Annotated in this window: 27 protein-coding genes and 1 riboswitch; of the genes, 16 read left to right on the top strand and 11 right to left on the bottom strand. The window is 70.3% G+C overall.

Features of this window, described 5'->3' with window-relative positions:
* Positions 1-44: 44 nt before the first annotated feature.
* A complete protein-coding gene (locus tag LDL49_RS03340) occupies positions 45-1,658 on the bottom strand; it encodes an FAD-binding oxidoreductase (RefSeq protein ID WP_225289852.1) in 1,614 nt (537 codons plus the stop codon).
* A 31-nt stretch (positions 1,659-1,689) separates the two neighbouring features.
* Between LDL49_RS03340 and LDL49_RS03335 the strand changes: the two genes are divergently transcribed.
* The 4 genes from LDL49_RS03335 to LDL49_RS03320 all read left to right on the top strand — a co-directional run bounded on the left by LDL49_RS03335 (position 1,690) and on the right by LDL49_RS03320 (position 5,149).
* Complete coding sequence (locus LDL49_RS03335; protein ID WP_225289367.1) at positions 1,690-2,199, top strand: TetR/AcrR family transcriptional regulator; 510 nt, start codon at positions 1,690-1,692, stop codon at positions 2,197-2,199.
* Positions 2,192-3,757: a glycerol-3-phosphate dehydrogenase/oxidase gene (locus tag LDL49_RS03330; RefSeq protein WP_225289366.1), complete on the top strand. Its 1,566-nt coding sequence runs from the start codon at positions 2,192-2,194 to the stop codon at positions 3,755-3,757. The genes LDL49_RS03335 and LDL49_RS03330 overlap by 8 nt, the downstream gene beginning before the upstream one ends.
* Positions 3,758-3,866: 109 nt before the next feature.
* Entirely contained in the window at positions 3,867-4,736 is an 870-nt protein-coding gene (locus tag LDL49_RS03325; protein ID WP_225289365.1) for a sucrase ferredoxin, read from the top strand.
* A gap of 101 nt (positions 4,737-4,837) precedes the next feature.
* The gene (locus tag LDL49_RS03320) at positions 4,838-5,149 is read left to right on the top strand and encodes a WhiB family transcriptional regulator (protein ID WP_080036407.1); all 312 of its coding nucleotides are present in this window, start codon (positions 4,838-4,840) and stop codon (positions 5,147-5,149) included.
* A gap of 228 nt (positions 5,150-5,377) precedes the next feature.
* Here LDL49_RS03320 and LDL49_RS03315 read toward each other — a convergent pair whose 3' ends face one another.
* A complete protein-coding gene (locus LDL49_RS03315; protein WP_225289364.1) occupies positions 5,378-5,611 on the bottom strand; it encodes a DUF397 domain-containing protein in 234 nt (77 codons plus the stop codon).
* Between the two features lie 115 nt (positions 5,612-5,726).
* Entirely contained in the window at positions 5,727-6,614 is an 888-nt protein-coding gene (locus tag LDL49_RS03310) for a Sco1979 family transcriptional regulator (RefSeq protein ID WP_225289363.1), read from the bottom strand.
* Positions 6,615-6,745: 131 nt separating this feature from the next.
* Between LDL49_RS03310 and LDL49_RS03305 the strand changes: the two genes are divergently transcribed.
* Positions 6,746-7,222, top strand: coding sequence for an ATP-binding protein (locus LDL49_RS03305; protein WP_225289362.1), 477 nt, complete (start codon positions 6,746-6,748; stop codon positions 7,220-7,222).
* 186 nt (positions 7,223-7,408) lie between these two features.
* On the opposite strand, the gene LDL49_RS03300 is transcribed toward LDL49_RS03305, so the two are convergent.
* Both LDL49_RS03300 and rsgA read right to left on the bottom strand, forming a co-directional pair.
* Positions 7,409-8,038 carry a phosphoribosyltransferase gene (locus LDL49_RS03300; RefSeq protein WP_225289361.1) on the bottom strand — a complete coding sequence of 210 codons (630 nt, stop codon included), beginning with the start codon at positions 8,036-8,038 and terminating at the stop codon, positions 7,409-7,411.
* Positions 8,039-8,056: 18 nt separating this feature from the next.
* Complete coding sequence (gene rsgA, locus LDL49_RS03295; protein WP_225289360.1) at positions 8,057-9,154, bottom strand: ribosome small subunit-dependent GTPase A; 1,098 nt, start codon at positions 9,152-9,154, stop codon at positions 8,057-8,059.
* Positions 9,155-9,457: 303 nt separating this feature from the next.
* On the opposite strand from rsgA, the gene LDL49_RS03290 reads away from it, so the two are divergent.
* From LDL49_RS03290 to LDL49_RS03280, 3 genes are all read left to right on the top strand, one after another.
* Entirely contained in the window at positions 9,458-10,006 is a 549-nt protein-coding gene (locus LDL49_RS03290) for a sigma-70 family RNA polymerase sigma factor (RefSeq protein WP_225289359.1), read from the top strand.
* Positions 10,003-10,725: an anti-sigma factor family protein gene (locus tag LDL49_RS03285; RefSeq protein WP_225289358.1), complete on the top strand. Its 723-nt coding sequence runs from the start codon at positions 10,003-10,005 to the stop codon at positions 10,723-10,725. The genes LDL49_RS03290 and LDL49_RS03285 overlap by 4 nt, the downstream gene beginning before the upstream one ends.
* 169 nt (positions 10,726-10,894) lie before the next feature.
* On the top strand, positions 10,895-12,196 hold the full coding sequence (locus LDL49_RS03280) for a CHRD domain-containing protein (RefSeq protein ID WP_225289357.1): 1,302 nt from the start codon (positions 10,895-10,897) through the stop codon (positions 12,194-12,196).
* On the opposite strand, the gene LDL49_RS58160 is transcribed toward LDL49_RS03280, so the two are convergent.
* On the bottom strand, positions 12,102-12,569 hold the full coding sequence (locus LDL49_RS58160) for an ABC transporter ATP-binding protein (RefSeq protein ID WP_308016059.1): 468 nt from the start codon (positions 12,567-12,569) through the stop codon (positions 12,102-12,104). The two genes, LDL49_RS03280 and LDL49_RS58160, sit on opposite strands and share 95 nt — an antisense overlap.
* A 53-nt stretch (positions 12,570-12,622) precedes the next feature.
* Here LDL49_RS58160 and LDL49_RS03270 point away from each other — a divergent pair, with 53 nt between their 5' ends.
* From LDL49_RS03270 to LDL49_RS03260, 3 genes are read left to right on the top strand one after another with little or no spacing between them, the layout of a single operon-like run.
* The gene (locus LDL49_RS03270) at positions 12,623-13,054 is read left to right on the top strand and encodes an IclR family transcriptional regulator (protein WP_225289356.1); all 432 of its coding nucleotides are present in this window, start codon (positions 12,623-12,625) and stop codon (positions 13,052-13,054) included.
* The gene (locus LDL49_RS03265; RefSeq protein ID WP_225289355.1) at positions 13,051-14,055 is read left to right on the top strand and encodes a serine hydrolase domain-containing protein; all 1,005 of its coding nucleotides are present in this window, start codon (positions 13,051-13,053) and stop codon (positions 14,053-14,055) included. Before LDL49_RS03270 ends, LDL49_RS03265 begins: the two co-directional genes overlap by 4 nt.
* A complete protein-coding gene (locus LDL49_RS03260) occupies positions 14,052-15,320 on the top strand; it encodes an amidohydrolase family protein (protein ID WP_225289354.1) in 1,269 nt (422 codons plus the stop codon). Before LDL49_RS03265 ends, LDL49_RS03260 begins: the two co-directional genes overlap by 4 nt.
* An 88-nt stretch (positions 15,321-15,408) precedes the next feature.
* Here LDL49_RS03260 and glyA read toward each other — a convergent pair whose 3' ends face one another.
* The 5 genes from glyA to LDL49_RS03235 all read right to left on the bottom strand — a co-directional run bounded on the left by glyA (position 15,409) and on the right by LDL49_RS03235 (position 19,542).
* The gene (gene glyA / locus LDL49_RS03255; protein ID WP_433519796.1) at positions 15,409-16,686 is read right to left on the bottom strand and encodes a serine hydroxymethyltransferase; all 1,278 of its coding nucleotides are present in this window, start codon (positions 16,684-16,686) and stop codon (positions 15,409-15,411) included.
* A gap of 1 nt (position 16,687) precedes the next feature.
* A riboswitch (ZMP/ZTP riboswitch) is annotated at positions 16,688-16,769 on the bottom strand.
* A gap of 45 nt (positions 16,770-16,814) precedes the next feature.
* Positions 16,815-17,039 (bottom strand): hypothetical protein, encoded by a 225-nt coding sequence (locus tag LDL49_RS03250; protein WP_225289352.1) that lies wholly within the window; start codon positions 17,037-17,039, stop codon positions 16,815-16,817.
* Positions 17,040-17,361: 322 nt separating this feature from the next.
* Positions 17,362-18,297, bottom strand: coding sequence for a YihY/virulence factor BrkB family protein (locus LDL49_RS03245; RefSeq protein ID WP_225289351.1), 936 nt, complete (start codon positions 18,295-18,297; stop codon positions 17,362-17,364).
* 60 nt (positions 18,298-18,357) lie between these two features.
* Positions 18,358-18,732 (bottom strand): YccF domain-containing protein, encoded by a 375-nt coding sequence (locus tag LDL49_RS03240; RefSeq protein WP_225289350.1) that lies wholly within the window; start codon positions 18,730-18,732, stop codon positions 18,358-18,360.
* Between the two features lie 33 nt (positions 18,733-18,765).
* Entirely contained in the window at positions 18,766-19,542 is a 777-nt protein-coding gene (locus LDL49_RS03235) for a TIGR03084 family metal-binding protein (RefSeq protein ID WP_263654595.1), read from the bottom strand.
* Between the two features lie 242 nt (positions 19,543-19,784).
* On the opposite strand from LDL49_RS03235, the gene LDL49_RS59040 reads away from it, so the two are divergent.
* The 5 genes from LDL49_RS59040 (at position 19,785) to LDL49_RS03215 (ending at position 23,360) form a co-directional block, all read left to right on the top strand.
* Positions 19,785-19,868 carry a putative leader peptide gene (locus LDL49_RS59040; protein WP_311132608.1) on the top strand — a complete coding sequence of 28 codons (84 nt, stop codon included), beginning with the start codon at positions 19,785-19,787 and terminating at the stop codon, positions 19,866-19,868.
* Between the two features lie 108 nt (positions 19,869-19,976).
* Positions 19,977-21,650 (top strand): nitrite/sulfite reductase, encoded by a 1,674-nt coding sequence (locus tag LDL49_RS03230; protein WP_225289348.1) that lies wholly within the window; start codon positions 19,977-19,979, stop codon positions 21,648-21,650.
* Positions 21,647-21,817 carry a DpnI domain-containing protein gene (locus LDL49_RS03225; protein WP_225289347.1) on the top strand — a complete coding sequence of 57 codons (171 nt, stop codon included), beginning with the start codon at positions 21,647-21,649 and terminating at the stop codon, positions 21,815-21,817. Before LDL49_RS03230 ends, LDL49_RS03225 begins: the two co-directional genes overlap by 4 nt.
* Complete coding sequence (locus LDL49_RS03220; RefSeq protein WP_225289346.1) at positions 21,814-22,542, top strand: phosphoadenylyl-sulfate reductase; 729 nt, start codon at positions 21,814-21,816, stop codon at positions 22,540-22,542. Before LDL49_RS03225 ends, LDL49_RS03220 begins: the two co-directional genes overlap by 4 nt.
* Complete coding sequence (locus LDL49_RS03215; protein ID WP_372470324.1) at positions 22,524-23,360, top strand: sirohydrochlorin chelatase; 837 nt, start codon at positions 22,524-22,526, stop codon at positions 23,358-23,360. The genes LDL49_RS03220 and LDL49_RS03215 overlap by 19 nt, the downstream gene beginning before the upstream one ends.
* The last annotated feature ends 16 nt before the right edge of the window (positions 23,361-23,376 follow it).

Genomic DNA, 23,376 nt, shown 5'->3' with positions numbered 1-23,376 from the left:
GCTCCGCGGTCTCAGGTCCGCGGTCTCAGGTCCGCAGGTCGGTCTCAGGGGATCAGGATGCCCGGGTTCAGGATGCCCGAGGGGTCGAGCCGGGCCTTGACGGCGCGCAGGATGTCGACGCCCAGGGGTCCAAGCTCGGCCGCGTACGCCTCGCGGTGGTCGCGGCCCACGCCGTGGTGGTGCGAGATCGTGCCGCCCGCCGTCACGATGGCCGCGTTGACCGCCTCCTTGGCCCGCTCCCACTGCGCCACCGGGTCGCCCTTCTGCGCGGCGACGACGGTGAAGTACAGCGAGGCCCCGGTCTCGTACACGTGCGAGATGTGGCACATGACCAGCGGCGACTCCAGTGCCCCGAGCAGGGCCAGCCGTACCGCGTCGTACAGGCGCGGCAGCGCGGACCAGAACCCGGCCGTCTCCACGGTCTCCACGGTCGCGCCGACGGCCAGCAGCGAGTCGCGCAGGTACGGCGCCGAGAACCGGCCGTGCTCCCACGCCCGTCCTGGCTCGGTCCCGAGCGGCACCCCGCCCATCCGCGCCAGCACCGCCCCGGCCCCGGCCCTGCGCCCCTCGACCGACGTCGCCAGGGAAGCCGTCCCCGGCCCTTCGACCGGCCCTTCGACCAGCTCCTCGGCCGGGCCCTCGTAACCCGCGATCACCAGGCAGCCGCTGGAGCCGCCCCCGATGTCGTCCGGCCGGGCCAGCCCGATCATCGTCTCCGTCTCGTCCGAAAGCCGCAGCACCGTCGGCAGCGGCCCCTCCTGCGCCAGCACCCGCAGCGCGGCCGTCCCCTCCCGGAACGACCCGAACCGCCACCCTTCGTACACCCGCCGCCCCGGCACCCGCCGCACCCGCAGCCGCAGCGCCGTGATCACCCCGAACACCCCCTCGGACCCCAGCAGGAGCTGCCGCAGATCCGGCCCCGCCGCCGACTTGGGCGCGCGCCCCAGATCCAAGTCGCCCGAGGGGGTGGCGACGGTCAGACCCACCACCATGTCGTCGAAGCGCCCATAACCGGCCGAAGCCTGCCCGCTGGACCGGGCCGCCGCGAAACCGCCCAGGGTGGCGTACTCGTACGACTGCGGGAAATGTCCCAGCGTCAGCCCGTGCCGTTCGAGCAGCCGTTCGGCCTCGGGCGCCCGCAGTCCCGGCTCGGCGGTGACGACCATCGACTCGGCGTCGACCGAGACGAGCCGGTCGAGCCGGGCCAGATCCAGCGCCACCACCCCGGCGAAGCCGGACCGCGACGCCACCAGCCCGCCCACCACGGAGGTGCCGCCGCCGAAGGGCACCACCGCGATCCGCTCGGCGGCGCACAGCCGCAGCAGCGCGGCGACCTCGTCGTGGGAGCCGGGCAGCAGCACGGCGTCGGGCGCGGCCGAGCCGTCTCCCGCGCGCATCCGCAGCAGGTCGGGGGTCGACTTGCCGCGCGTGTGCCGGATCCGGGCCGCGCGCGAGGTCAGCACCCGTTCGTGGCCCACGACGTCGGCCAGGGCGGCCAGGTGCGCGGGCGAGAGCGCGACGGGCGCCAGCCGTACGGACTCGAACGAGGCGGCGGGCGCGGCCGGCTCGTGCACCCCCAGCAGGTCGTGGAGCAGCTCGCGGATCTGCGGGGGCAGCTCGCGGGCCTTGGCCGGGTCGCCCCAGCCCGACCAGAGCATCGGTTCGTTCAGCACGTCTACACTGTGACATATGACGTCGATTCGTCACAATGACGGCGTGCTGAACGCGGCCCGCGACTGCGTGCTCGCCTACGGGGTGCGGCGCACCACGCTCACCGACGTGGCGCGGCGGGCCGGGGTGTCCCGGATGACGCTCTATCGCCGCTGGCCCGACGTGCGGAGCCTGGTCGCCGACCTGATGACGCGGGAGTGGGTGCTGGCCGTCACCGATCTCGACCTGTCGGACCCGGTCGCCGCCGTCGTCGAAGGGGTACGGCGGCTGCGCGGCCATCCGCTCTGGCGCAAGATCGTGGAAGCGGACCCGGAGCTGCTGCTGCCGTACCTGCTGGATCGGCGCGGCGCCACCCACGAGGCGGTGCTCGGCGTGCTCGAAGCCGCCGTCGGCGACCGCCGCAAGGCCAGGGCGGTGCTGCTCGTGGCGCAGTCGTTCCTGCTGTCGGCGCCCACCATGCTCGACCCCGTGACGCTCGACGAACTCGACGCCGAACTCGCCACCCTGCTGGAGGCCTACCTTGGATAGCCCGCCGAACGCCGCGCGACCCCTGGACAGCTCGCTGAACGCCGCGCGACGAGCCCGCGAGCTGGCCGTGGTCGCCGAGGAGACGGTCGACGTGCTGGTCGTGGGCCTGGGCGCGACAGGCGCGGGCGCGGCGCTCGACGCCGCTTCGCGCGGTCTCAGCGTGGCGGCGATCGACGCGCACGACCTGGCCTTCGGCACGTCGAGGTTCAGTTCCAAGCTCATCCACGGCGGCCTGCGCTACCTCGCCAGGGGCCAGGTGGGCGTGGCCCGCGAGAGCGCGGCCGAGCGCGGCGTCCTGCTGCGGCGGACGGCTCCGCACCTGGTCAAGGCGCACCCGTACGTGCTGCCGCTGACGCCGGAGGTCTCCAGGTCCCGGGCGGAGCTGCTGATGACCGGCTACCGGCTCGGCGACGCGCTGCGCGCCGCCGCCGGCACGCCGCGCCGGCTGCTGCCCGGCCCGTCCCGGCTGACGGCCGCCCGGGCGCACACGCTCGCGCCCATGCTGAGCGAGCACGGCCTGCGAGGCGGCCTGCTGTCGTGGGACGGCCGCGTGTACGACGACGCCCGGCTGGTGGTGGCCATAGCCAGGACGGCGGCGGCGTACGGCGCCCGGATCCTGACCCAGTGCCGCGCCCTGGAGCTGACCGGCGCGGGCGCCAACGTCCGTGACGAGCGGACCGGCGCGGAGTTCGGTATCCGGGCCAGGACGGTGATCAACGCCGCGGGCGTGTGGGCGGGCCTGCTGGACCCGCGGGTGAGCCTGCGCCCGTCACGCGGTACGCACCTCGTGCTCCGCCCCGGGACCCTGCCGGGCCTCCTGTCCGGACTGCACATTCCGATTCCCGGACAGAGCAACCGATTCGCGCTCGTACTCCCCCAAGCCGACGGCCGTGTGTACGTGGGCCTGACCGACGAGCCCCTCGACGGCCCCCTCCCCGACGTGCCCGAAGCCCCCGAGGAGGACATCAGGACGCTCCTGAGCGTGCTCAACACGGTTCTGGCGGCACCAGTGGCCCGCGAGGCCGTCGCGGGCGCCTACGCGGGGCTCAGGCCGCTCCTGGCGGCGGACGGGCGGACGGCCGACGTCTCGCGCAGACACGCCGTGTTCGCAGATGGGGAGACGGCGGGCGAAGGGATCGTCACGGTCGTGGGCGGCAAGCTCACGACATACCGGCGGATGGCGGAGGACGCGGTGGATCGAGCGATCTCGGTGGGGAACCTCCCGGCGGGCCGGAGCCGTACCAGGTCGATCCCGCTCGTCGGAGCCGTCCGGGATCACGGCGCCCTGACCCCGCGGACCGGGGCGGGCGCGGACCGGGGCCGCCCGCCCGAGCGGCTGGTCGCCCGCTACGGCGTCGAGGCGGCGGCCGTGCACGAGCTCGTCCAGGCGCATCCCCAGGAGGTCGGCCTCGGCATCACCATGGGCGAGCTGCTGTGGTCCGTCGCCCACGAGGGCGCTCTCGACGCGGACGACCTGCTCGACCGCAGGACCAGGATCGGCCTCGTCCCCGAGGACCGGGCGGCCGCCCTGCCCGCCGCCAGGGCGGCTTTCACCTGATAACCCGCACATCCCTCTTGCCGTTAGGTTAGTCTTACCTAATTCGTAAGTAAGGGGGAGGGCGTTGACCAGGGGCTGCGAGCATCCGGATGGCTGCCACACGGGCGGTGTGCCGAATCTGGCCAGCGCCACCGTGGGGGCCCGGCTGTGGCTACTCGTCGAGTACGACGGGCCGTGGCCGTCACATCTGGAAACCTTCGAGCTTCCTGAAAGAATCTCGACCCTCGTGCGCCGAGCCCAAGAACGTGGCATCAGAGCCCAGCTCATCCGCCGCCCCGGCAAGCGGGTCCGCCCACAGGAGCAGGACATGCGTGTGCTAGTGGGGTACGCCACGGGCCCCAACCCCTGGCTGGCCAGCGGAGTCATCGCAGGTACCGAGGATCTTGACCTGGACGCGCTGGTGGCCGGAGTGGTCCCGGAGTCCTGCATACTTGAAGACGAGCCGGTATTTCTGGTCTGCACGCACGCCAAGCGCAATGCGTGTTGCGCCCGCATTGGACTGCCCATCGCTCGAAGTCTGGCCGAAAGCTGGCCGGACAGAGTATGGGAAACGTCACACGTTGGCGGCGATCGCTACGCCGCCAACCTCGTGTGCTTGCCACACGGAATTTTCTACGGCAGCATGTCTCAGGCTGCTGCGATCGCAGCGGCTAACGCGTACCGGTCGGGCGAGATCATTCTCGACCGTTACCGGGGACGCGCAGGCATCCCTGAGCCATTGCAAGCCGTCGAGCACTTCGCCCGAACCCATACGGGAGAGTGTTCTGTCGGCGCAGTGGCCGTGGAATCCTCCAGGTCGGACGGCGACGTCACCGAAGCCATCGTGCGCTGCGGCGACGTCCGGTTCGAGGTTGTGGTTGAGCCATCGGTGTTCCAAGCGCCGTGTGGTACGGCTTGCGCCGAGAAGATCACCACCTACCGGCTGGTTTCGCTGGACAGGCTCACGCCTGTGCGGTACGCCACGCCCGCCCTTACCTGATCACGGGAACACTACGGCCCACCTTTGCGTTGGAACAGTGACGCCGAAAACGTCCAATGCGGCTCAATTACCGAAATACCTCTCACGAAGGTGGTTTTCTCATGTCTCAGGTACGTCGGCAGCTCGCCCGCCCGCGCCCCAGCTGGGGTTGGCAGGATGATGCCGCGTGCCGGGGTGAGGACCTCGTGCTCTTCTTCGGCCCCGATGGGGAGCGGCAGCCCGAGCGTGACGTGCGCGAGCGGAAGGCCAAGGCGATCTGCGCCCAGTGCCCTGTCCGCAACGAGTGCCTGGACTACGCGCTGTCCCGTCCGGAGAAGTACGGCACGTGGGGTGGCCTCAACGAGGACGAGCGCGCTTCCGAGCGTCGCCGTCGCATGCGCCGCGCCGCCAGCGCCGGCATCTCCGCCGCCTGACTCCACCCGGCAGCGATCACCGCGTGATCATGCAGTTGCTCCGATGAACCGGAGCCTGGCCCGCCACGTCCAGGCTCCGGCGAACCCGGTCGGGGCAACTGCTTGATCAGGCAAAGACCTCAGCCCCCAGCACGCGCTTCAGCCCGGCGTCATCCGTGACGCCGGGCTGAAGCGGTTTCCGGATCGATGCTTCCCGAGCTTCGGGGCCGGGCTCAGACGATCAGAGCCTCAGACGATCAGATCGTCGAACTCGCCGTCCTTGGCGCCGAGCACGAACGCGGTGATCTCATCCCGCGTGTAGACCAGGGCGGGCCCCTCGGGGAAGCGCGAGTTACGCATCGCCACCTCTCCCGTGGGCAGATCGGCCACCTCGACGCAGTTGCCGTTGGGGTTGCTCCGCCTGCTCTTGCGCCAGACGGCGGGAAGGCGACCGGCGGGCGTTCCGTTGCGGAACTCATGCATGGCGAAGCTCCCTCGCGCGCTTACGGATGCACGTGCAGCCGTGGTTGCGAGATCACGATACGGCAGCGCCAAGATCGCCATATAGGTGACGACCAAAATCCCGATATGGGGTGGATCACACCGACAAAAGGCGCTCCAGGAAGCGTTTGGTCTGCTCAGGGGAGTCGGCCTGAACGCTCAATCGGTCCATGACCTGCATGTAATGCTCGGACTCGGTCGGCTTGTCCAGATAGAGGGCACTCGTGAGCTGCTCCAGGTACACGACGTCGGGCAGGTCACGCTCGGGGAAGCGCAGGATGCTGAACGGCCCGCCGGCGGCCGCGTGCCCGCCGCGCTCGAACGGTATGACCTGAACGGTGACGTTGGACCGTTTCACCATCTCCAGCAGGTGCTCGACCTGCCGGCGCATCACCTCACGGCCGCCGAGCGCGCGCCGCACCACGGCCTCGTCGATGACCGCCCACAGCTTGAGCGCCCGGCCACCGGCCAGGCGCTCCTGCCGCCTGGTGCGCAGCGCCACGCGCCGGTCGAGCTCGGCGTCGGGGGTCGTCTCGTGCGCCAGCTTGATCACCGCCCTGGCGTACTCGGGCGTCTGGAGCAGGCCGGGGATGAACTGGTTCTCATAGGTACGGATGATCGAAGCCGCACCCTCCAGCCCGATGTAGACCTCGAACCAGCCGGGCAGCAGGTCGCTGTACTTGTGCCACCAGCCGGGGGCGTTGGCCTGCCGGGCCAGCTCCAGCAACGGCGCCCGCTCGGCCTCGTCGGTGACGCCGTAGAGGGTGAGCAGATCGGCCACGTCGCGTTCCTTGAAGCTGACCTGCCCGAGCTCCAGGCGGCTGATCTTGGCGTGAGAAGCGCGAATCGCATACCCCGCGTCCTCCCGCGAGATACGCTTCTCCGTGCGGAGCCTGCGCAGTTGCGTACCCAGCAGGATCCGCAGCACCGTCGGGCTTCCCGGCGAGTAGCCGACCACATTCCCTTCCGCACTCAGTGCGCTCACACCTATCGCTCCCAGATCATCTGCACGTGCAGATGCTATTTGCATCTGTAAAACACGAAAAGTCTTGCATCGGTAAGCACACGCCGTAAAGATGGGCATTGGATCACCTAGACCGCGCTTCGGGGGCCAGGATGACGACTTTCGACGCTTGGCCGCAAGCCGCCACGTGTGCCCAGGCACCCGAATGGCTGCTGCCCATTCTGCTCGAAGGGCGGCGCGGTCCGTGTGACGAGGTCTTCCGCTTTCATGAGCTGAGCACGTTCGAGCCCGTCTGTGTGGCCTCCGCCAGGCGGTTCGTCGACCGGACGCTCACCTCGTGGGGCTCCGACGGCATGGTCTTCGACGCCCAGCTGGTGGTCTCCGAGCTCGTCACCAACGCGATGCGGCACGGCGGCGGCGCCATCCAGCTCCGGCTGCTGAGCCGCCGGCCCGAGGTGGCGTGCGTGGTGAGCGACTACAGCCGGCACGCCCCGGCCGCCCCGCCCACCACCGACGTCTTCGCCGAATACGGCCGCGGCCTGCGCCTCGTCGAGGCCCTCACCACCGCCTGGGGCTGGCTCACCCCCGGCGCCCAGGGCAAGCTCGTCTGGGCCGTACTCTCCAACTGACCCCCACGACAAGCCCCGACGGCCCGTCCCCTTCCTCACCCCCGCAAGGGGAATGCCCCCGTAGCAACACCAGCCCCGACGGACCGTCTCTTTCCTCACCCCCGAAGCGGATATCCCTCCCAAGGGACACCAGCCCCAACGGACCATCACAGGGATCGAGACGGTCGCGGGACGAAACACCCCCGCTCAGGCACCCGCCAGCAGTTCCAGCACGTCGGCGTCGCTGAGCTGGTCGAAGTGCTCGTACCACTGCCCCACCGCCCGGAAATCCGCCGGCACCCGCAGCACCACCACCTCGTCGGCCTCCTCGCGCATGGCCTCGACCGTGTCGCGGGCGCCCACCGGCACGGCCAGCGTCACCCGGCCCGGCTTGGCCGCGCCGACCGCCCGGAGCGCGGCCCGTGCGGTGGCGCCGGTGGCCAGGCCGTCGTCGACCACGATCACCTCGCGTCCGGCGAGATCGGGCAGCGGACGGTCACCCCGATACACCTTGACCCGGCGGGCCAGCTCGCGCCGCTCCTCCGCGACCACGTCCGCCACCGATTCGGGCGTCATCCCGAGCCTGCGCAGCAGCAGCAGGTCGAACACCGGCTCGCCGCCCTCGGCGATCGCGCCGACGCCCAGTTCGGGCGTCGGCGGATAGCCGATCTTCCGGGTCACCAGCACGTCCAGCCGGCCGCCGACGCTGCGGTGGATCGGCACGGCCACCGCCACGCCACCGCGCGGGAGCGCCAGCACCACCGGGTCCTGCGCGTCGAGCAAGCGCCCCGCCAGCATCGCCCCCGCTTGCGCGCGGTCCGCGAACAGCAGGTCCATGCAGTGGTGTTACCCCGGTCAGGGCCGGTTTCTGCCCGCGCGCCGCATTTCCTTGTGGATGACCTTCCACTTGTTCTGCTGCTCCTTGCGGAGCCGCGCGTCGGTGCGCGAGGCCATCCAGGCGGCCTCGCGCTGGAGCTTGCGCCAGCTGATCAGCCGCCGCTCGGGCAGCTCGCCGCACTCCAGCGCGGCGAGCACCGCGCAGCCGGGCTCGCTCTCGTGGCCGCAGTCGTCGAACCGGCAGCCCCTCGCCAACTCCTCGATGTCGGAGAAGACGAGGTCGACGCCCTCGCTCATCTCATAGAGGCCGACCCGGCGGATGCCCGGCGTGTCGATGACGAGGCCGCCGCCCGGCAGCGGGATCAGCTCCCGGTGCACGGTGGTGTGGCGGCCCCGGCCGTCAGCGGCGCGCACCTGCTGGGTGTCCATCGCCTCGCCGTCCACCATGGCGTTGACGAGCGTGGACTTGCCGGCGCCCGACGGGCCGAGCACGACGGCCGTGCGCGAGCCTTCGAGGTAGCCGCGTACGAGCTCGACGCCGTCGCCGCGCACCGAGGAGACGGCGTGCACGTCGACGCCCGGCGCGGCGGTGCGCACGTCGGCGAGCAGGTCGTCGAGGCCGCGTTCGAACAGGTCGGACTTGGTGACGAGCACGACCGGCGTGCCGCCCGACTCCCAGGCCAGGGCGACGAGCCGTTCGATGCGGCCCAGGTCGGCGAAGTCCGTGGCGTGCATGGACGGCTCCGCGACGAAGACGATGTCGATGTTGGCCGCGAGCACCTGGCCCTGGCCGTCGCCCGACAGGCCGCCGCGCGAGTCGCGGCTGACCCCGCCTCTGACGAAGGCGCTGCTTCGCGGCAGGACCGCGTCGAGCTCGTAGCGGCCCTCTGGGAGCTCCCGAAGGGCGACCCAGTCGCCGACACAGGGCAGCGCCACCGGGTCGTCAGCGGACGCCCTGCGGACGCGCGCGCCGTACTTGACGTGATGCTGCCCATCGGCGGCGATCACTTCGGCCGCCCCGCGATCGACCCGGGACACCCGGGCGGGGACGGTCTGCGGTGGTAGCTCGGCGACGCGGGATTCGGTCCAGCCGAGCGGAAAAAGCGTGGAGAACAACGGAGTGACACCTTTGTGGTCGAGAAGGACCCGGGTGACCACGCGTGTCTAAGCGGGCCCCCGGAGGATGACGGACGGCAAGCCGAGCAGAACAGCCCGCATGGTCCTCACCTCCTCGCTCGAGTTCTCGGTGCAGCTGGGGAGTGACTTTACGCATCCCTCCTGCGACTTCGCAACGACTTTCTTCCCGATCTATTGAACCGCGCCAGGGAATCTGTCCGTACTTCCTGCCGACTGCACTTTGAAAGGGGAATGATGCGAGTCAGCACGTGTCCCCCGCCCTCGGCCGAGGGAGCCGCCCCCATGGGCAAGCCACGCTCACGCCACCGGATGAGGCGAGTACGTCCGGATGACGAAGTGGTCGTCTCCACGCTCTACCGGGAGTACCACCGGCCGCTGCTGGCCTTCGTGATCCGTCTGACGGCGGGCGATCGGCAATGGGCCGAGGATGTCGTGCAGGAGACCATGATCCGCGCCTGGCGCAGTTCGGAGCAGCTCGATCCGGACTCGGCTTCGCTCATGCCCTGGCTAGCCACCGTCGCACGCCGTATCGTGATCGATGACCGGCGGCGCAAGGAAGCCCGCCCGCCGGAATCAGGCGACGGCCCGCTGGAGAGCATGCCCGTGCCGGATGAGATGGAGGGACTGCTGCACCAGGTGGTCGTATCCGAGGCGCTGATGGCGTTATCCCCGGCCCACCGCGAGATCCTCAACGAGACGATCTTGCGGGACCGGTCGGTCAACGACGCCGCCGTGGCGCTCGGCATTCCCGTTGGCACCGTGAAGTCCAGGGTTTACTACGCGGTCCGCGCGTTGCGCGTCGCACTGCAGGAGAGAGGGGTGACGGCGTGAACAGAGTCGAGCATACGGACGTGGGCGCCTACTCCCTGGGCCTGCTGGACGACGACGACAGACTGGCCTTCGAAGCGCACCTCTCCCTCTGCCCGTCATGTCGGGCGGAGCTGTCGGAGCTGGCCGGCGTGGCCAGCGTGCTGACGGGGATCGGTCCGGTGCGCGAAGACCCCCCTCCTCCCGATTACGGACAGGCCGATGTCATCGACCTGCTCCGGCGTAAGAAGGCGGAGGACCGGCGGTCGAGGCGGGGCACATTCGTGATCGGGCTGGCGGCCTCGGTCACTCTGGTGGCCGGCGGTCTCGCGGTCGGCACCCAGCTCGGGGGCGGTGACGCGGCGCCGAGCGTGGCGGCGGGCCATCCCACGCAGCATCTGGGTCCGGCCGAGCAGTTCTACGCCGACGGCAAGCCCATCCAGGGCGTCGGCGCCGACGGCGTGACCGGCGGGCTGGTGCTGGAGTCCAAGGGCTGGGGCACGCATGCCGCGCTCATGCTCTCGGGGGTTAAGGGCCCGCTCGAATGCGAGCTGATCTCGGTGTCCAAGACGGGCAAGAAGCGGATCATGACGGGCTGGTCGGTGCCGCCCGCCGGATACGGCGTGCCCGGGTCGCCCGATCCGCTCTACATGCACGGCGGCAGCCCGTGGAAGCTCCAGGACATCGATCATTTCGAGGTGGTCACCACCTCAGGTAAGACTTTACTTACCGTCAGAGCCTGAATTTCCCGGGACGCACCTCACAGAAGCCCTTCCACCGCAGGTGGGAGGGCTTTTTTGCGCTCGCTTCCTTATGTGTAAATTTACGGATTCCACGGTTGAACCGCTTCGGGCCGGGTCGCGTACTGCTTGCCGTACCGACCCCAATGACAATCCTTGAAGAGGTTTCATCATGTCGATTCGTACGCTCGCCCTCTCCGGGGCGCTGCTCGCCACCGGCCTTCTCGCTCCGGTCACCGCTGCTCAGGCGACTGTCTCGGCCTCCGGTGACGACGTGTACCTCGCCGCCGGTCTGCGCGGCGCCAACGAGGTGGGCGTCAAGGGTGACGCCGATGGCCGGTCGACCGTCGTCATCAAGATCAGCGGTAACGAGGTCACCTTCGCGGCTCGCTGGAACAAGATCGACTCACCTACCGCCGGACACATCCACCAGGCCGCCAAGGGTGCCAACGGCGACGTCAAGCTCGAGTTCTTCACCAAGCCGCTGCCCAAGTCCGTGCTCGGCGTGACCGGCACCGTCACGGCCGACCCGGCGCTGGTCAAGGCGCTGATGGACGACCCGGGCGGCTTCTACGCCAACCTGCACGACGCCGCCCACCCCAAGGGCGCGGTCCGCGGCCAGTTCCACCGGCTGAACAAGCCGATCGACCTCAACGGCGTCCTGCAGGGCAGCAACCAGGCCACGCTCTCCGCCCGCGCCGACGGCACCAAGGAAGTGCCGGCCGACGACGGCAAGAAGCGCGGCGACCAGGACGGCCAGGCCACCTGGTGGCTGCGCCCGAACGGCTCGACCATCGGCTACACCGCCTTCTGGACCGGGCTCGCCCCGGTGACCAACGGCCACATCCACAAGGGCGCGAGCGGCAAGAACGGCGACGTGGTCGCCGACCTGTTCGCCGACGCCGCGGGGCTGCCGTCGAACCTGACGGGTGTCGCGGGCGAGGCCAAGGTCGCCGCGCCGATCGTCAAGCGCATCGCCGCCAACCCCGGCCGGTACTACACCAACCTGCACACCACGGAGTTCAACGGCGGCGCGGTGCGCGGCCAGCTGTCCGGCGACCCGTTCGACCACCCGCGCGCGGTCACCGCCGAGGTGCTGAAGGGCGCCCAGATCTACGCCTGCACCCAGCAGCCGGGCGCGGCCCCGGCCTTCACCCAGTTCGGCGTGGCGGCCAAGCTGCGGCGCGGCATCGACCACTCCTTCGTGACCCCCGCCGCGGGACCGCCGCAGTGGATCGCGCCAGACGGCAGCGCGGTGCGCGGAGCGGTCGTCACCAAGACCCCCAATGGCGACGGCAACATCCCCGAGCTGGTCCTGGATGCCACCCAGTCCGGCAAGAACACCGGCCTGCTGGCCCACGCCACCACGATCCTGCGCCTCAACACCGAGGGCGGCGTGGCCCCCGCGGGCACCTGCACGGTCGGCGCGCAGACCCAGGTCGACTACAAGGCCGACTACCTCTTCCTGGGCTGACCACCCTGGGCAAGACCAATAAGACCAACTGAAGAGCAGGTCCGCGCGGGCGATTCGGTCCCGCCCGCGGGGACCGCCCCCGGCCGGTAGCGGCGCCACCCGCCACCGGCCACCGCCTCCGGGGACCACCGGCCCGTCCCCGAAGGCACCCGACGCCCCGCCGTAACCCTCCGTACGGCGGGGCGTCCTCATGCCCGCAGCAGGTCCCGAGCGCGGGCGTCCTCATTGCCCGCAGCACGATCCGCTGCCGCGTCCGCTCCACCTTCGGGTCGGCGACGGGGGCGGCCGACAGCAGGCTGTGCGTGTACGGATGGCGCGGCGCCGTGAACAGCTCCTCCGTCCCGGCCGGCTCCACGATCTGCCCCAGGTTCATCACCGCGGCCGGCGAACCAGACCTCCCCGCCGCCCGCCTCGACGAGCCGCAGGATGACCCTGGTCAGGGTGGTCTTGCCGCAGCCGTACCGGATGGCCTCGCGGGTCGGCACGCAGATCGCGCTGCACAGCACCGCGATCGGCAAGGCGATCCTGGCCCACCTGCCCGAGGAGGAGGCCCAGGCGGTCATCGCGGCGGCCTCGCCGCTGATCAGCGACACGGCCGCCACGATCGTGGACCCGGAGCTGCTGCTCCAGCGACTGGAGGCGGTACGCTCGCGCGGCCACGCGATCGACGAGGAGGAGAACGAGGCGAACGTGCGCCGCGTCGGGGCGGTGGTCCGCGACGCGAGCGGGACGGCGGTGGGCGCGGTGAGCATCGCGGGTCTTACGCTCAGCCTGAGCCAGGACGACATACCGCTGCTGGGACCGCTGGTGGTGGCCGCCGCCGCCCGCGTGTCGGCGGCGATCGGGAGGAACGCATGACGGATGTGCTCGCGCGGGCCCGCGCCCTGGGGGAGTTCTCCGGCGCGGCCTGGGCCTACGGCAGGTCGAACGGCCCGCTCTCGCGTGGCCGGCTCGGCACGCTGGCGTGGAACGGTGCCCCGGTCACTGACGACACCCTGTGGGACCTGGCCTCGCTCACCAAGCCGATCGTCGGGCTGGCCGTCATGGCGCTGGTCGAGTCGGGCGAGCTGACCCTGGACGATCCCATCGCGCTGCACCTGCCGGAGTACGCCTCGACCGACAAGTCCGGCATCACGGTGTTCGAGCTGCTGACGCACACCTCGCGCATCCCCGGGCGGCAGCCGCTCTACCGCGACCACCCGACCCGCGACGAACTGCTCGCCGCGGTGGCCCGGCTGCCGCTGCGCCCGTCGCCCGGGGTCGAGTACAGCTCCCAGGGGTTCATGATCCTCGGCCTGATCGCCGAGCGGGCCGCCCGGACCCCGCTCGACCGGCTCGTACGGGAGCGGGTGACCGGGCCCGCCGGCATGGACGAGACCCGCTTCCTGCTGCCCGAGGCCGACCGGCGGCGCGCCGCCGCCACGGAGGACTGCCCGTGGCGCGGCCGGATCGTTCAGGGGACCGTGCACGACGAGAACGCCGAGGTACTGGGCGGGGTGGCCGGGCACGCGGGGCTGTTCGGCACGCTGGACGACCTGGCGCGGCTGGGCCGGGCGCTGTGCCGGGGCGGCGGCTTCTTGGGTGCCCGGACGCTCGAGGTGATGACGCGGACGCGGATCGGAGGCCGAGCGCTGGCCTGGGAGGGCTGGGAGCGGCCCGGATGCAGCGGGGGCGATCTGCTGAGCCCGGCGGCGTATGGGCACACCGGGTTCACGGGGACGAGTTTGTGGGTGGATCCGGAGCTGGACGTGTTCGTGGTGCTGCTGACCAACCGGGTGCATCCCGGCCGGGGTTCGGACGCGATCGACCGGATCCGCCGCGCCTTTCACAACACGGCTGTCGCGGAGGCGCTGGCATGACCGGCGACGCGGGTGCGGGCGACTTCGGGGCCGACGGGTTCGGGACCGACGGGTTCGGGACCGACGGGTTCGGGACCGACGGCGCGGGTGCGAGCGGCTACGAGATCGGCAGGGCGCTTCGGGTGGTCGGTTCGTCGTCGGTGGTGCGGCTGGTGCCGGGAGGCGGCGGGCTGGTGCTGGAGCCGGCACAGGAGCGGCCCGGGGATCTCTGGATCGGGCCCGGCTGGGTGGATCTGCACGCCCACGTCTACGACGCGATGACGGTGATCAGCGTGCCCCCGGACCGGGTCGGCCTGGACCAAGGCGTGCACGTGGTCGCCGACGCGGGCAGCGCGGGCGAGGCCACGATCGACGGCCTGGCCCGCTATGTCGTCCCGGCCGCCGAGACCGAAATACGCGCCTGGGTGAACATCGGCTCCCACGGCCTCGTTCACCTGCGCGAGACGGCCGACCCGAGTTTCATCGACGTGGACGCCACGCTGGCCGCCATCGAACGGCACCGGAGCCTGGTGTGCGGCGTGAAGGTCCGCTCCAGCGGCGCGGTAGTGGGCGCGATGGGGCTGCAGCCGCTCCAGCTCGGCAAGCTCGTCGCCCGGCAGGCGGGCCTGCCCCTGCTGGTGCACGTCGGCGAGGCGCCGCCGCTGATCGAGGACGTGCTCGACCTGCTGGACGAGGGCGACGTGATCACCCACTGCTACCACGGCAAGACCGGCCATCCGTGGCGGCCCGACGGCACTCCTGTCCCGGCGCTGGCCCGCGCGCTCGACCGGGGCGTGCTGCTGGACGTGGGTCACGGCGCGGCCAGCTTCAGCTTCGACGTCGCCGAACGCGCGATCGCCGCCGGTTTCCCGCCGCACTCGATCAGCACCGACATCCACGTACGGAACATCGGCGGCCCCGTACACGACCTGGCCACCACGATCACCAAGCTACTGGCCTGCGGCCTGCCACTGGAGAACGCGATCACGGCGGTCACGGACGCACCACGCCGCGTCCTCCGCATGGACACGCCGGACTCGGAATGGCTGGCGGACAACGGCGCGATACGGCACGCCACGGTGTTCCGGCTGGCCGAGACGGCCACGGGGCTCCGGCCAGCCGGAGAGGCCACGGAGTTCGGGCTGGCCGAGGAGACGGAGCGGGTCTATGTGGATTCTCGCGGAACCCACCGCGAGCCCACCCACCACATCCTCCCGGTGGCCACCATCCGGGAGGGACGCCTCCGGCCCACCGCACCGCGCCACCGGTCAACGACACGCACGTAACGGCGCCGAGCCCTGTGCGGGCTCAGCGGCCGTTTTCCTGGAGGCCCTCAGCCACGTATGGCGGGTGGCGGCGCCGTAACGGAAACTGTCAGGAGAGACCCGGCGCCGGGAACTGCGCGGTCAGCTCGCTCACCTCGTGATGCACCCGGCTGATCACGTGCTCGGCGTCGCCTTTGGCCAGGGCCGTGACGACCTCGTCCATCCACGCGCCGATCTGCCGCATCTCGCCCGGCCCCATCCCCCGCGAGGTGACGGAGGGGGTGCCGATGCGGATGCCGCTCGGGTCGAACGGCTTGCGGGTGTCGAACGGGACCGTGTTGTAGTTGGTCTCCAGGCCCGCGCGGTCGAGCGCCTGGGCGGCCGGCTTGCCGCCGATGCCCTTGGGCGTGAGGTCGAGCAGGATGAGGTGGTTGTCGGTGCCGCCCGATACCAGGTCGAAGCCGCGGCTCGACAGCTCTTCGGCCAGCGCCTTGGCGTTGGTCACCACCTGGTGCGCGTAGGCCTTGAAGTCGTCGGTGGACGCCTCGTGCAGGGCCACGGCGATGGCGGCGGTGGTGTGGTTGTGCGGGCCGCCCTGCAGGCCGGGGAAGACGGCCTTGTTGAGCGCGGTCGCGTGCTCGTCGGTGGTGGCCATGAGCATGGCGCCGCGCGGGCCGCGCAGCGTCTTGTGCGTGGTCGTGGAGATCACGTCGGCGTGGCCCACCGGCGACGGGTGCGCGCCGCCCGCGACGAGGCCGGCGATGTGCGCGATGTCGGCGGCGAGTACGGCGCCCACCTCGCGGGCGATGGAGGCGAAGCCCTCGAAGTCGATCGTGCGCGGGATGGCCGTGCCACCGCAGAAGATCAGCTTCGGCCGGTGCTCCAGCGCCAGCGCCCTGACCTCGTCGAGGTCGATGCGGCCGGTGTCCTGGCGCACGCCGTAGCGGACCGGGTTGAACCACTTGCCGGTGGCCGAGACCGACCAGCCGTGCGTGAGGTGACCGCCGAACGGCAGGCCCATGCCCATCACGGTGTCGCCCGGCTGCAGGAAGGCCATGTAGATGGCCAGGTTGGCGGGCGAGCCCGAGTAGGGCTGGACGTTGGCGTGGTTGACGCCGAACAGCGCCTTGGCCCGCTCGTTGGCGAGGGTCTCTACCTGGTCGATGACCTGCTGGCCCTCGTAGTAGCGCTTACCGGGGTAGCCCTCGGAGTATTTGTTGGTCAGGACGGTGCCCGTGGCCTCCAGAACGGCCTTGGACACGTAGTTCTCCGACGCGATGAGCTTGACGGTGTCGGCCTGCCGGCGCTCCTCCGCCTTGATGAGCTCGGCGATCTGCGGGTCTACGCTTGTGAGAGAACTCATGACTCTCCTGTCATCGTTGACAATGTGCGAAGACCCAGGCGCACGGCCTTCTGCCCTTCCGCTCCCTGGTGGTTCGCCCCACCTAACGCGCCAGTCGCGACGTTCTAGACGATAGCGGATCGTGCAGGGGGGACCGGGCACGGATCAGGTGATCAGGCAGATGAGAGGGCCACGTTCTTGATCGTTCCGAGCGGTCCCAGGTTGACGTCCACGCGCTCCGCGTCCTGGGGCACGCCCTCGAAGAGCGCCCAGAGCTGAAGCTGCATACCGCCCCCGAACGAGGCCGTGGGGACGTCGGCGCACTGGCAGGCGTTGTCCTTCCTCGCCGGATACAACGGCATGCCCACGCCGGGAGGGACGATGCTGATCCTCGACACGGTGTTGTCGAGGGTGCTCGCACCGAACCTGTCGTAGAGGGGCGCGTTGTTCGTGCCGACGTTCTTGACCGTCCACTGCAGGCGGGCCGTGGGTGCCCTGCCGTACGAGGGAGTCGATGCGTACCTGGAAGGTGGTGTCCAGGGCGTCGATGGTGCGGGTGACGGCCGCGATCCACCAGGCCGGGCCGCATCGTCTTCAGCGCGCCGCGCCTGCCTGCGGGGTCCTCAGCGAGGTACACGAACCCCATGCCGCCCTCGCCCAGCTTCCTGAGGAGCATGTGGGGGCCGACTCTGCGCTGTGCGTCCACCGGGGGGATTATTCCTATTTGGTACGACTGGCGCCGGGCCAGAGCCGATCGACCTCGGCGTTCAGGATGGCCCCGATCAGCACGGCGAGCGCGGTGATGTAGAGCCAGAGCAGCAGCGCGATGGGCGCGGCCAGCGAGCCGTAGACGGACACGGGCGAGAACCACGCCGCGAGCACGGCCCGCAGCACGGCGGCGCACACGATCCACAGGAACAGCGCCAGGATCGCCCCCGGCAGCTCCCGGTACCACTTCGTCCGGACCGGCACGCTCACGTGGTAGAGCACGGTCAGGAAGAGCACCGAGCCGATGACCACCACCGGCCAGTACAGCAGGTCGACGAGGATGCCGTACTCCCCCGGCAGCGCGTCCTTGAGCAGCGTCGGGCCGATGACCAGCACCGGCATCACGATGATCCCGATGACCAGCCCGATCACGTAGAGCCCGAACGACATCAGCCTGGTCCTGATGATGCCGCGTTCCTCGCCGAGCCCGTAGGAGACGGAGATGAGGTCCACGTAGACGTACAGGGCGCGCGAGCCCGACCAGAGGGACAGCAGGAAGCCCACCGAGATGATCGACACCTTGCTCGCGTCGTCGCTGAGAACGTCGGTGATGAGCGGGTTGACCACCTTGTGCACCGCGTCGTCGGTGAACAGCAGCCCGGCCTGGTCGATCACCCAGGTCTTCACCTGCACGACAACCTGGGGTCCCAGCCAGGTGCCGAGCTTGGCCAGTACCCCGATCAGTCCCAGCACGAACGGCGGGAGGGACAGCAGCGCGAAGAAGGCCGCCTCACCCGCCAGACCCGTGACGCGGTAAGTGACTCCCGCGTTCGTGGTCGCGCGGACGGTCGCCCACGAATTCGTGTCGAGCACCCAGTTCAGCCTGGCACGGGCGTTGGAGGCGAGCCGCCTCCTCATCGACCGGCTAGGCGCATCGGTGGACGTCATGGCACCCAACGGTTATTAGCAGTGACTCTTCGGGACAGCTTACGTCCCCCGGGCACTGCCCTAGTCGACGTCGACGATGCGCGCACCCAGCGGGAGCAGCGAAACCGGGATGAGCTTCAGGTTCGCGATGCCCAGCGGGATGCCGATGACCGAGAGGAACAACGGGATCGAGGTGAGCACATGCCCGACCGCCAGCCAGATGCCGGCGAAGACGAGCCAGATGACGTTGCCGATCGTGGAGAGCGCCCCCGCGTCGGGGTCGCGCACGACGGTCCGGCCGAACGGCCACAGCGCGTACGCCGCGATCCGGAACGAGGCGATGCCGAACGGGATCGTGACGATCAGGATGCAGCAGATGACGCCGGCGATCGCGTAGCCGATGGCGAGCCAGACGCCCGCGAAGATCAGCCAGATGACGTTCAGGATTGTCCGCATGCTTACAGCATGTCACCGGGGCTGCCTCTCACATCATCGGGAATGCCCCTGGCCCTTCCCTGATCGACCCTTACCGGGTGGTCCGGCGAACGCCTGCGCTATCTCCATCCAGGCGCGCGCCGTCTCCCCGGTGATCTCCAGGTCGGTGTCGTCGCGGTGGACACGCTGGGTGACGAGCAGGCAGAAGTCCAGCATCGGCCCGCGAACCGTGTCGGCGGCCTCCTCCGGCCCCGCCGCCCAGGGCGTCCCGTCGGGCATGGTCAGCTCCACGCGCACCGGCCGCGACGGAAGGGGCAGATTCCGTACGGCGAAGCCGTAGGGCATGGCCCTGAACCCGATCATCGCCACGTGCCGCAGCCTCGGGGTGGGCTCCCTGGTGACGCCGAGCGCGTCCGCCACGTCCTGGCCGTGCGCCCAGGTCTCCATCAGCCGGGCGGTGACGAAGGACGCAGCCGACATGTCGGGCCCGTACCACGGCAGCCGGTCCCGGGCGGACAGCCCGGTGAACGCCTTGATGCTGCGGGCGCGCGCCGTACGGAACCATTCGAGCAGTTCGTCGGCGGCGAGCCCGCGGAACTCCGCGGCCAGGTCGTCGGTGGAGGTGAAGTGCGCCGCCGCCGCCCGGAACACGTCGGGATCGGTCACGGCGGTGCGCGCGGCCTCGTCGAACCAGGCCAGGTGGCTCACCTGGTCCCGCACCGCCCAGCCCTCGGCGGGCGTGCCGAGCTCCCAGTCTCCGGCCTCCAGGGGCCGTAACAGCCCGTCGAGTGACGCGGTCTCCGCACGCAGGTCGCTCAGCAACTCGCCCATGAGGTCCACGGGCGCCAGCCTAACCGAACAAGGTTCTACGAGGAATAATGCGAGGGTGATCTGCGAGAAGTGCAAGGAAAAACGCCACGAGGAGTGTCGCGGCGGGTCCTGGTGCGATTGCCAGCACCAGCAGGCGGAGGAGCCGGCCGAGTCGGACCTGGACTGGCCCCGTCAGGGGTGATCAGCGTCCACAGTCTGGACCCAGTCTTGGACATACCGGATACCTAGCGTATCTTCGAACTATGCCAGCGGACCCCATGCTTGTCGGTCGACGACACGTCGATCTTCAGCGTGTCCGCAGTGCCATCTGTTGCGACGCCCGTTAACCCACCCGTTTTCTCCGTTGCGCGCGTCGCAAATCTCCTCCTTCACCCCTGCCCTCAATGATGAGGCGGGAGGAAGCCTGCGCGCGCCCATGAACCGAAGGACGCGCAATGAGCACCCCTGCCAGCCGGCATCACAAACGCCCGCGCGGCGAAGGCCAGTGGGCTCTCGGTTACCGGGAGCCGCTGAACAAGAATGAAGAGAACAAGAAGAACGACGACGGCCTCAACGTCCGCCAGCGCATCATCGACATCTACTCCAAGCGTGGTTTCGACTCGATCGACCCCGCTGACCTGCGGGGCCGGATGCGTTGGTACGGCCTCTACACCCAGCGCAAGCCCGGGATCGACGGCGGCAAGACCGCGATCCTGGAGCCCGAGGAGCTGGACGACCGCTACTTCATGCTGCGGGTGCGCATCGACGGCGGTCAGCTGAGCATCCCGCAGCTGCGGGTCATCGCCGAGATCTCCAACGAGTACGGCCGCGGCACCGCCGACCTGACGGACCGGCAGAACGTCCAGCTCCACTGGATCGAGATCGAGTCGGTGCCCGACATCTGGGCGCGGCTCGAAGCGGTCGGGCTGTCGACCACCGAGGCGTGTGGCGACACGCCGCGCGTCATCCTGGGTTGCCCGCTGGCCGGGATCGACACCGACGAGGTGCTGGACGCGACCGACGAGATCCGCGTGCTGAACGAGCGGTTCATCGGCGACCCGGCCTACTCCAACCTGCCGCGCAAGTTCAAGTCGGCGCTGAGCGGCTGCCCGTCGCACTGCACGGTGCACGAGATCAACGACGTGGCGTTCGTGGGTGTCGAGTTGCCCGGCGGGGAGAAGGGCTACGACCTGTGGGTCGGCGGTGGGCTGTCCACCAACCCGATGTTCGCCAAGCGGCTCGGGGTGTTCGTCCGGCCCGAGCAGGTGGCCGACGTCTGGGCCGGTGTGATCGGGATATTTCGTGATTACGGATATCGGCGGCTGCGGCACCGCGCGCGGATCAAGTTCCTGGTCAACGACTGGGGCGTGGAGAAGTTCCGGGAAGTCCTGGAGACCGAATACCTCAAGGAGGCGCTGCCCGACGGGCCCGCGCCCCAGGCGCCCCGTGGCTCCCGCCGCGACCACGTCGGGGTCTACCCGCAGAAGGACGGCAACTTCTACGTGGGCTTCGCGCCCAAGGTCGGCCGCCTCGACGGTGACAAGCTGCACGTGATCGCCGACGTCGCCGAGCGGCACGGCTCCGGCCGCGTCCGCACCACGGTCGAGCAGAAGATGGTCATCCTCGATGTCGCGCCGGACCGGGTCGACTCCCTGGTCGCCGAGCTGGAGGCGAACGACCTCCAGGTCAACCCGTCGACGTTCCGCCGCCAGACGATGGCCTGCACCGGCATCGAGTACTGCAAGCTGGCCATCGTCGAGACCAAGGCCACCGCCGCCAACCTCATCGACGAGCTGGAGCGGCGCCTGCCCGACTTCGCCGAGCCGCTCACCATCAACGTCAACGGCTGCCCCAACTCCTGCGCGCGCATCCAGGTCGCCGACATCGGCCTCAAGGGCCAGCTCGTCGTGGACGAGCACGGGGAGCAGGTCGAGGGCTACCAGATCCACCTGGGCGGCTCGATGGGCGTCAACCCCGGCTTCGGCAGGAAGGTACGCGGACTCAAGACCACCGCCGAGGCCCTGCCGGACTACGTCGAGCGGGTCGTGACGCACTACGACGCCCAGAAGAAGGAAGGCGAGGCCTTCGCCGACTGGGTGCAGCGAGCGGACGAGGCGGACCTGCGATGACCACGCGAGCCGTCCCCTTCCACTGCCCCTACTGCGGCGACGAGGACCTCGAACCCTACGAGGGCGATCCCGACGCGCCCGACCCCGCGGCGCACGGCGGCTGGTACTGCCGGTCCTGCGCCCGCGCCTTCAAGCTGAAGTTTCTTGGAATCGGAGTGAAGATATGACACTCGTCGACATCGAGGTCGGTTTAAGAGAGCAACGCGGCGCGCTCGACCTGCAGGACATCGTCGAGTCCGCCGCCGTCTTCCTGGAGGACGCGTCCGCCCGCGAGATCATCCGATGGGCGGCGGCGACGTTCGGCGACCGGCTGTGCCTGACCTCCTCGATGAGCGACGCCCTGCTCATCGACCTGGTCAGCCGGGTCAAGCCCGGGGTGGACGTGTTGTTCATCGACACCGGCTTCCATTTCGCCGAGACGATCGGCACCCGTGACGCGGTCCAGCAGGTCTATGACGTCAATGTGATCAATGTGCAGCCGTCGCGCACGGTGGAGGAGCAGGAACGCGAGCTCGGGCCGCGCCTGTTCGGCCGCAATCCCGACCTGTGCTGCTACCTGCGCAAGGTGGAGCCGCTCAACCGGGCGCTCGAACCGTACCTGGCGTGGATCTCGGGCATCCGCCGCGACGAGGCGAGCACCCGCGCCGACACCAAGGTCGTGGAGTGGGACGCCAAACGGCAGATGGTCAAGGTCAACCCGATCGCCAGGTGGACCCAGGACGAGGTCGACAACTACATGGCCGACAACGGGGTGCTGATCAACCCGTTGCACTATGACAACTACCCCTCGATCGGCTGCGCCCCCTGCACCCGGCAGGTCGCGGAGGGCGAGGACCCGCGCAGCGGCCGCTGGGCGGGGCTGGGGAAGGTCGAATGCGGCATTCACCTGTAACCCCCAGCTTGTGGCCCGTCCCGTTGGCAGACGGGACGGGCCGGGACGTGCCGCTGGTCGCGGTGGCGCACGGGTCTCGCGATCCGCGCGCCGCCGCGACCGTGGAAGCCCTGCTCGACGAGGTACGGCTGGCCCGGCCCGGACTGCCGGTGCGCACGGCGTACCTCGACCACGCGACCCCGTCCCTGGGGCAGGCGCTGAGCGGGCTGGACGCGGCCGTGGTGCTGCCGCTGCTGCTCACCGAGGCCTACCACAGCCGGGTGGACCTTCCCGCGGCGCTCAACGAGGCCCGGGCGCGTGACCCGCGGCTGCGCGTGCGCTACGGCGCGACGCTGGGACCGCACCCGCTGCTCCTGGCGACGCTCGAACGGCGGCTGGCGGAGGCCGGGGTGGCGGCGGGCGATCCGGACACGGCGGTCGTGCTCGTGTCGGCGGGTTCGAGCGATCCGCGGGCCAACGCGGTGGTCGCCGGGATGGCGCGCTCCTGGTCACGGGCGACGTGCTTCCCGCGAGGGCTGTCGGCGGGCCCGCGTACCCCCGGCGGGTGGTGGGCGGTGACGGCGGCGTACGCGTCGGCGGCCGAGCCGACGCCCGCGCAGGCGGTGGCGCTCCTACGTGAGGCGGGCGCGCCCCGGGTGGCCGTCGCGCCCTACCTGCTGGCGCCCGGTTATTTCGCCGACAAGGTGCGGCGGAGCACCCTGGCGGCAGGCGCCGACGTGGTCGCCGACGTGCTCGGCCCGGCCCCCGAACTGGCCGAGGTCCTGCTGGAGCGCTACGCGACCGCCGCCCGCGCCCCGGCCGGTGCGGCGGCCTCGTAGACGTGCGGGCCCGGCC

The organism is Nonomuraea aurantiaca (assembly GCF_020215705.1).
Classification (GTDB): Bacteria; Actinomycetota; Actinomycetes; order Streptosporangiales; family Streptosporangiaceae; genus Nonomuraea; species Nonomuraea aurantiaca.
This window is presented reverse-complemented; position numbering and strand designations above follow the sequence as displayed.

What these genes read in the sequence shown, in the direction of transcription:
- LDL49_RS03265 (WP_225289355.1), top strand. Translation starts at nt 13,051, where the DNA reads ATGACGGATGTGCTCGCGCGGGCCCGCGCCCTGGGGGAGTTCTCCGGC.
- LDL49_RS03235 (WP_263654595.1), bottom strand. Translation starts at nt 19,542, where the DNA reads ATGGGCGAGTTGCTGAGCGACCTGCGTGCGGAGACCGCGTCACTCGAC.
- LDL49_RS03290 (WP_225289359.1), top strand. Translation starts at nt 9,458, where the DNA reads ATGGGCAAGCCACGCTCACGCCACCGGATGAGGCGAGTACGTCCGGAT.
- LDL49_RS58160 (WP_308016059.1), bottom strand. Translation starts at nt 12,569, where the DNA reads ATGAACCTGGGGCAGATCGTGGAGCCGGCCGGGACGGAGGAGCTGTTC.
- LDL49_RS03300 (WP_225289361.1), bottom strand. Translation starts at nt 8,038, where the DNA reads ATGGACCTGCTGTTCGCGGACCGCGCGCAAGCGGGGGCGATGCTGGCG.
- LDL49_RS03225 (WP_225289347.1), top strand. Translation starts at nt 21,647, where the DNA reads ATGACCACGCGAGCCGTCCCCTTCCACTGCCCCTACTGCGGCGACGAG.
- LDL49_RS03245 (WP_225289351.1), bottom strand. Translation starts at nt 18,297, where the DNA reads ATGACGTCCACCGATGCGCCTAGCCGGTCGATGAGGAGGCGGCTCGCC.
- LDL49_RS03260 (WP_225289354.1), top strand. Translation starts at nt 14,052, where the DNA reads ATGACCGGCGACGCGGGTGCGGGCGACTTCGGGGCCGACGGGTTCGGG.
- LDL49_RS03320 (WP_080036407.1), top strand. Translation starts at nt 4,838, where the DNA reads ATGTCTCAGGTACGTCGGCAGCTCGCCCGCCCGCGCCCCAGCTGGGGT.
- LDL49_RS59040 (WP_311132608.1), top strand. Translation starts at nt 19,785, where the DNA reads ATGCCAGCGGACCCCATGCTTGTCGGTCGACGACACGTCGATCTTCAG.
- LDL49_RS03230 (WP_225289348.1), top strand. Translation starts at nt 19,977, where the DNA reads ATGAGCACCCCTGCCAGCCGGCATCACAAACGCCCGCGCGGCGAAGGC.
- LDL49_RS03220 (WP_225289346.1), top strand. Translation starts at nt 21,814, where the DNA reads ATGACACTCGTCGACATCGAGGTCGGTTTAAGAGAGCAACGCGGCGCG.
- LDL49_RS03280 (WP_225289357.1), top strand. Translation starts at nt 10,895, where the DNA reads ATGTCGATTCGTACGCTCGCCCTCTCCGGGGCGCTGCTCGCCACCGGC.
- LDL49_RS03340 (WP_225289852.1), bottom strand. Translation starts at nt 1,658, where the DNA reads ATGCTCTGGTCGGGCTGGGGCGACCCGGCCAAGGCCCGCGAGCTGCCC.
- LDL49_RS03335 (WP_225289367.1), top strand. Translation starts at nt 1,690, where the DNA reads ATGACGTCGATTCGTCACAATGACGGCGTGCTGAACGCGGCCCGCGAC.
- LDL49_RS03315 (WP_225289364.1), bottom strand. Translation starts at nt 5,611, where the DNA reads ATGCATGAGTTCCGCAACGGAACGCCCGCCGGTCGCCTTCCCGCCGTC.
- LDL49_RS03305 (WP_225289362.1), top strand. Translation starts at nt 6,746, where the DNA reads ATGACGACTTTCGACGCTTGGCCGCAAGCCGCCACGTGTGCCCAGGCA.
- LDL49_RS03215 (WP_372470324.1), top strand. Translation starts at nt 22,524, where the DNA reads ATGCGGCATTCACCTGTAACCCCCAGCTTGTGGCCCGTCCCGTTGGCA.
- LDL49_RS03240 (WP_225289350.1), bottom strand. Translation starts at nt 18,732, where the DNA reads ATGCGGACAATCCTGAACGTCATCTGGCTGATCTTCGCGGGCGTCTGG.
- LDL49_RS03270 (WP_225289356.1), top strand. Translation starts at nt 12,623, where the DNA reads ATGACCCTGGTCAGGGTGGTCTTGCCGCAGCCGTACCGGATGGCCTCG.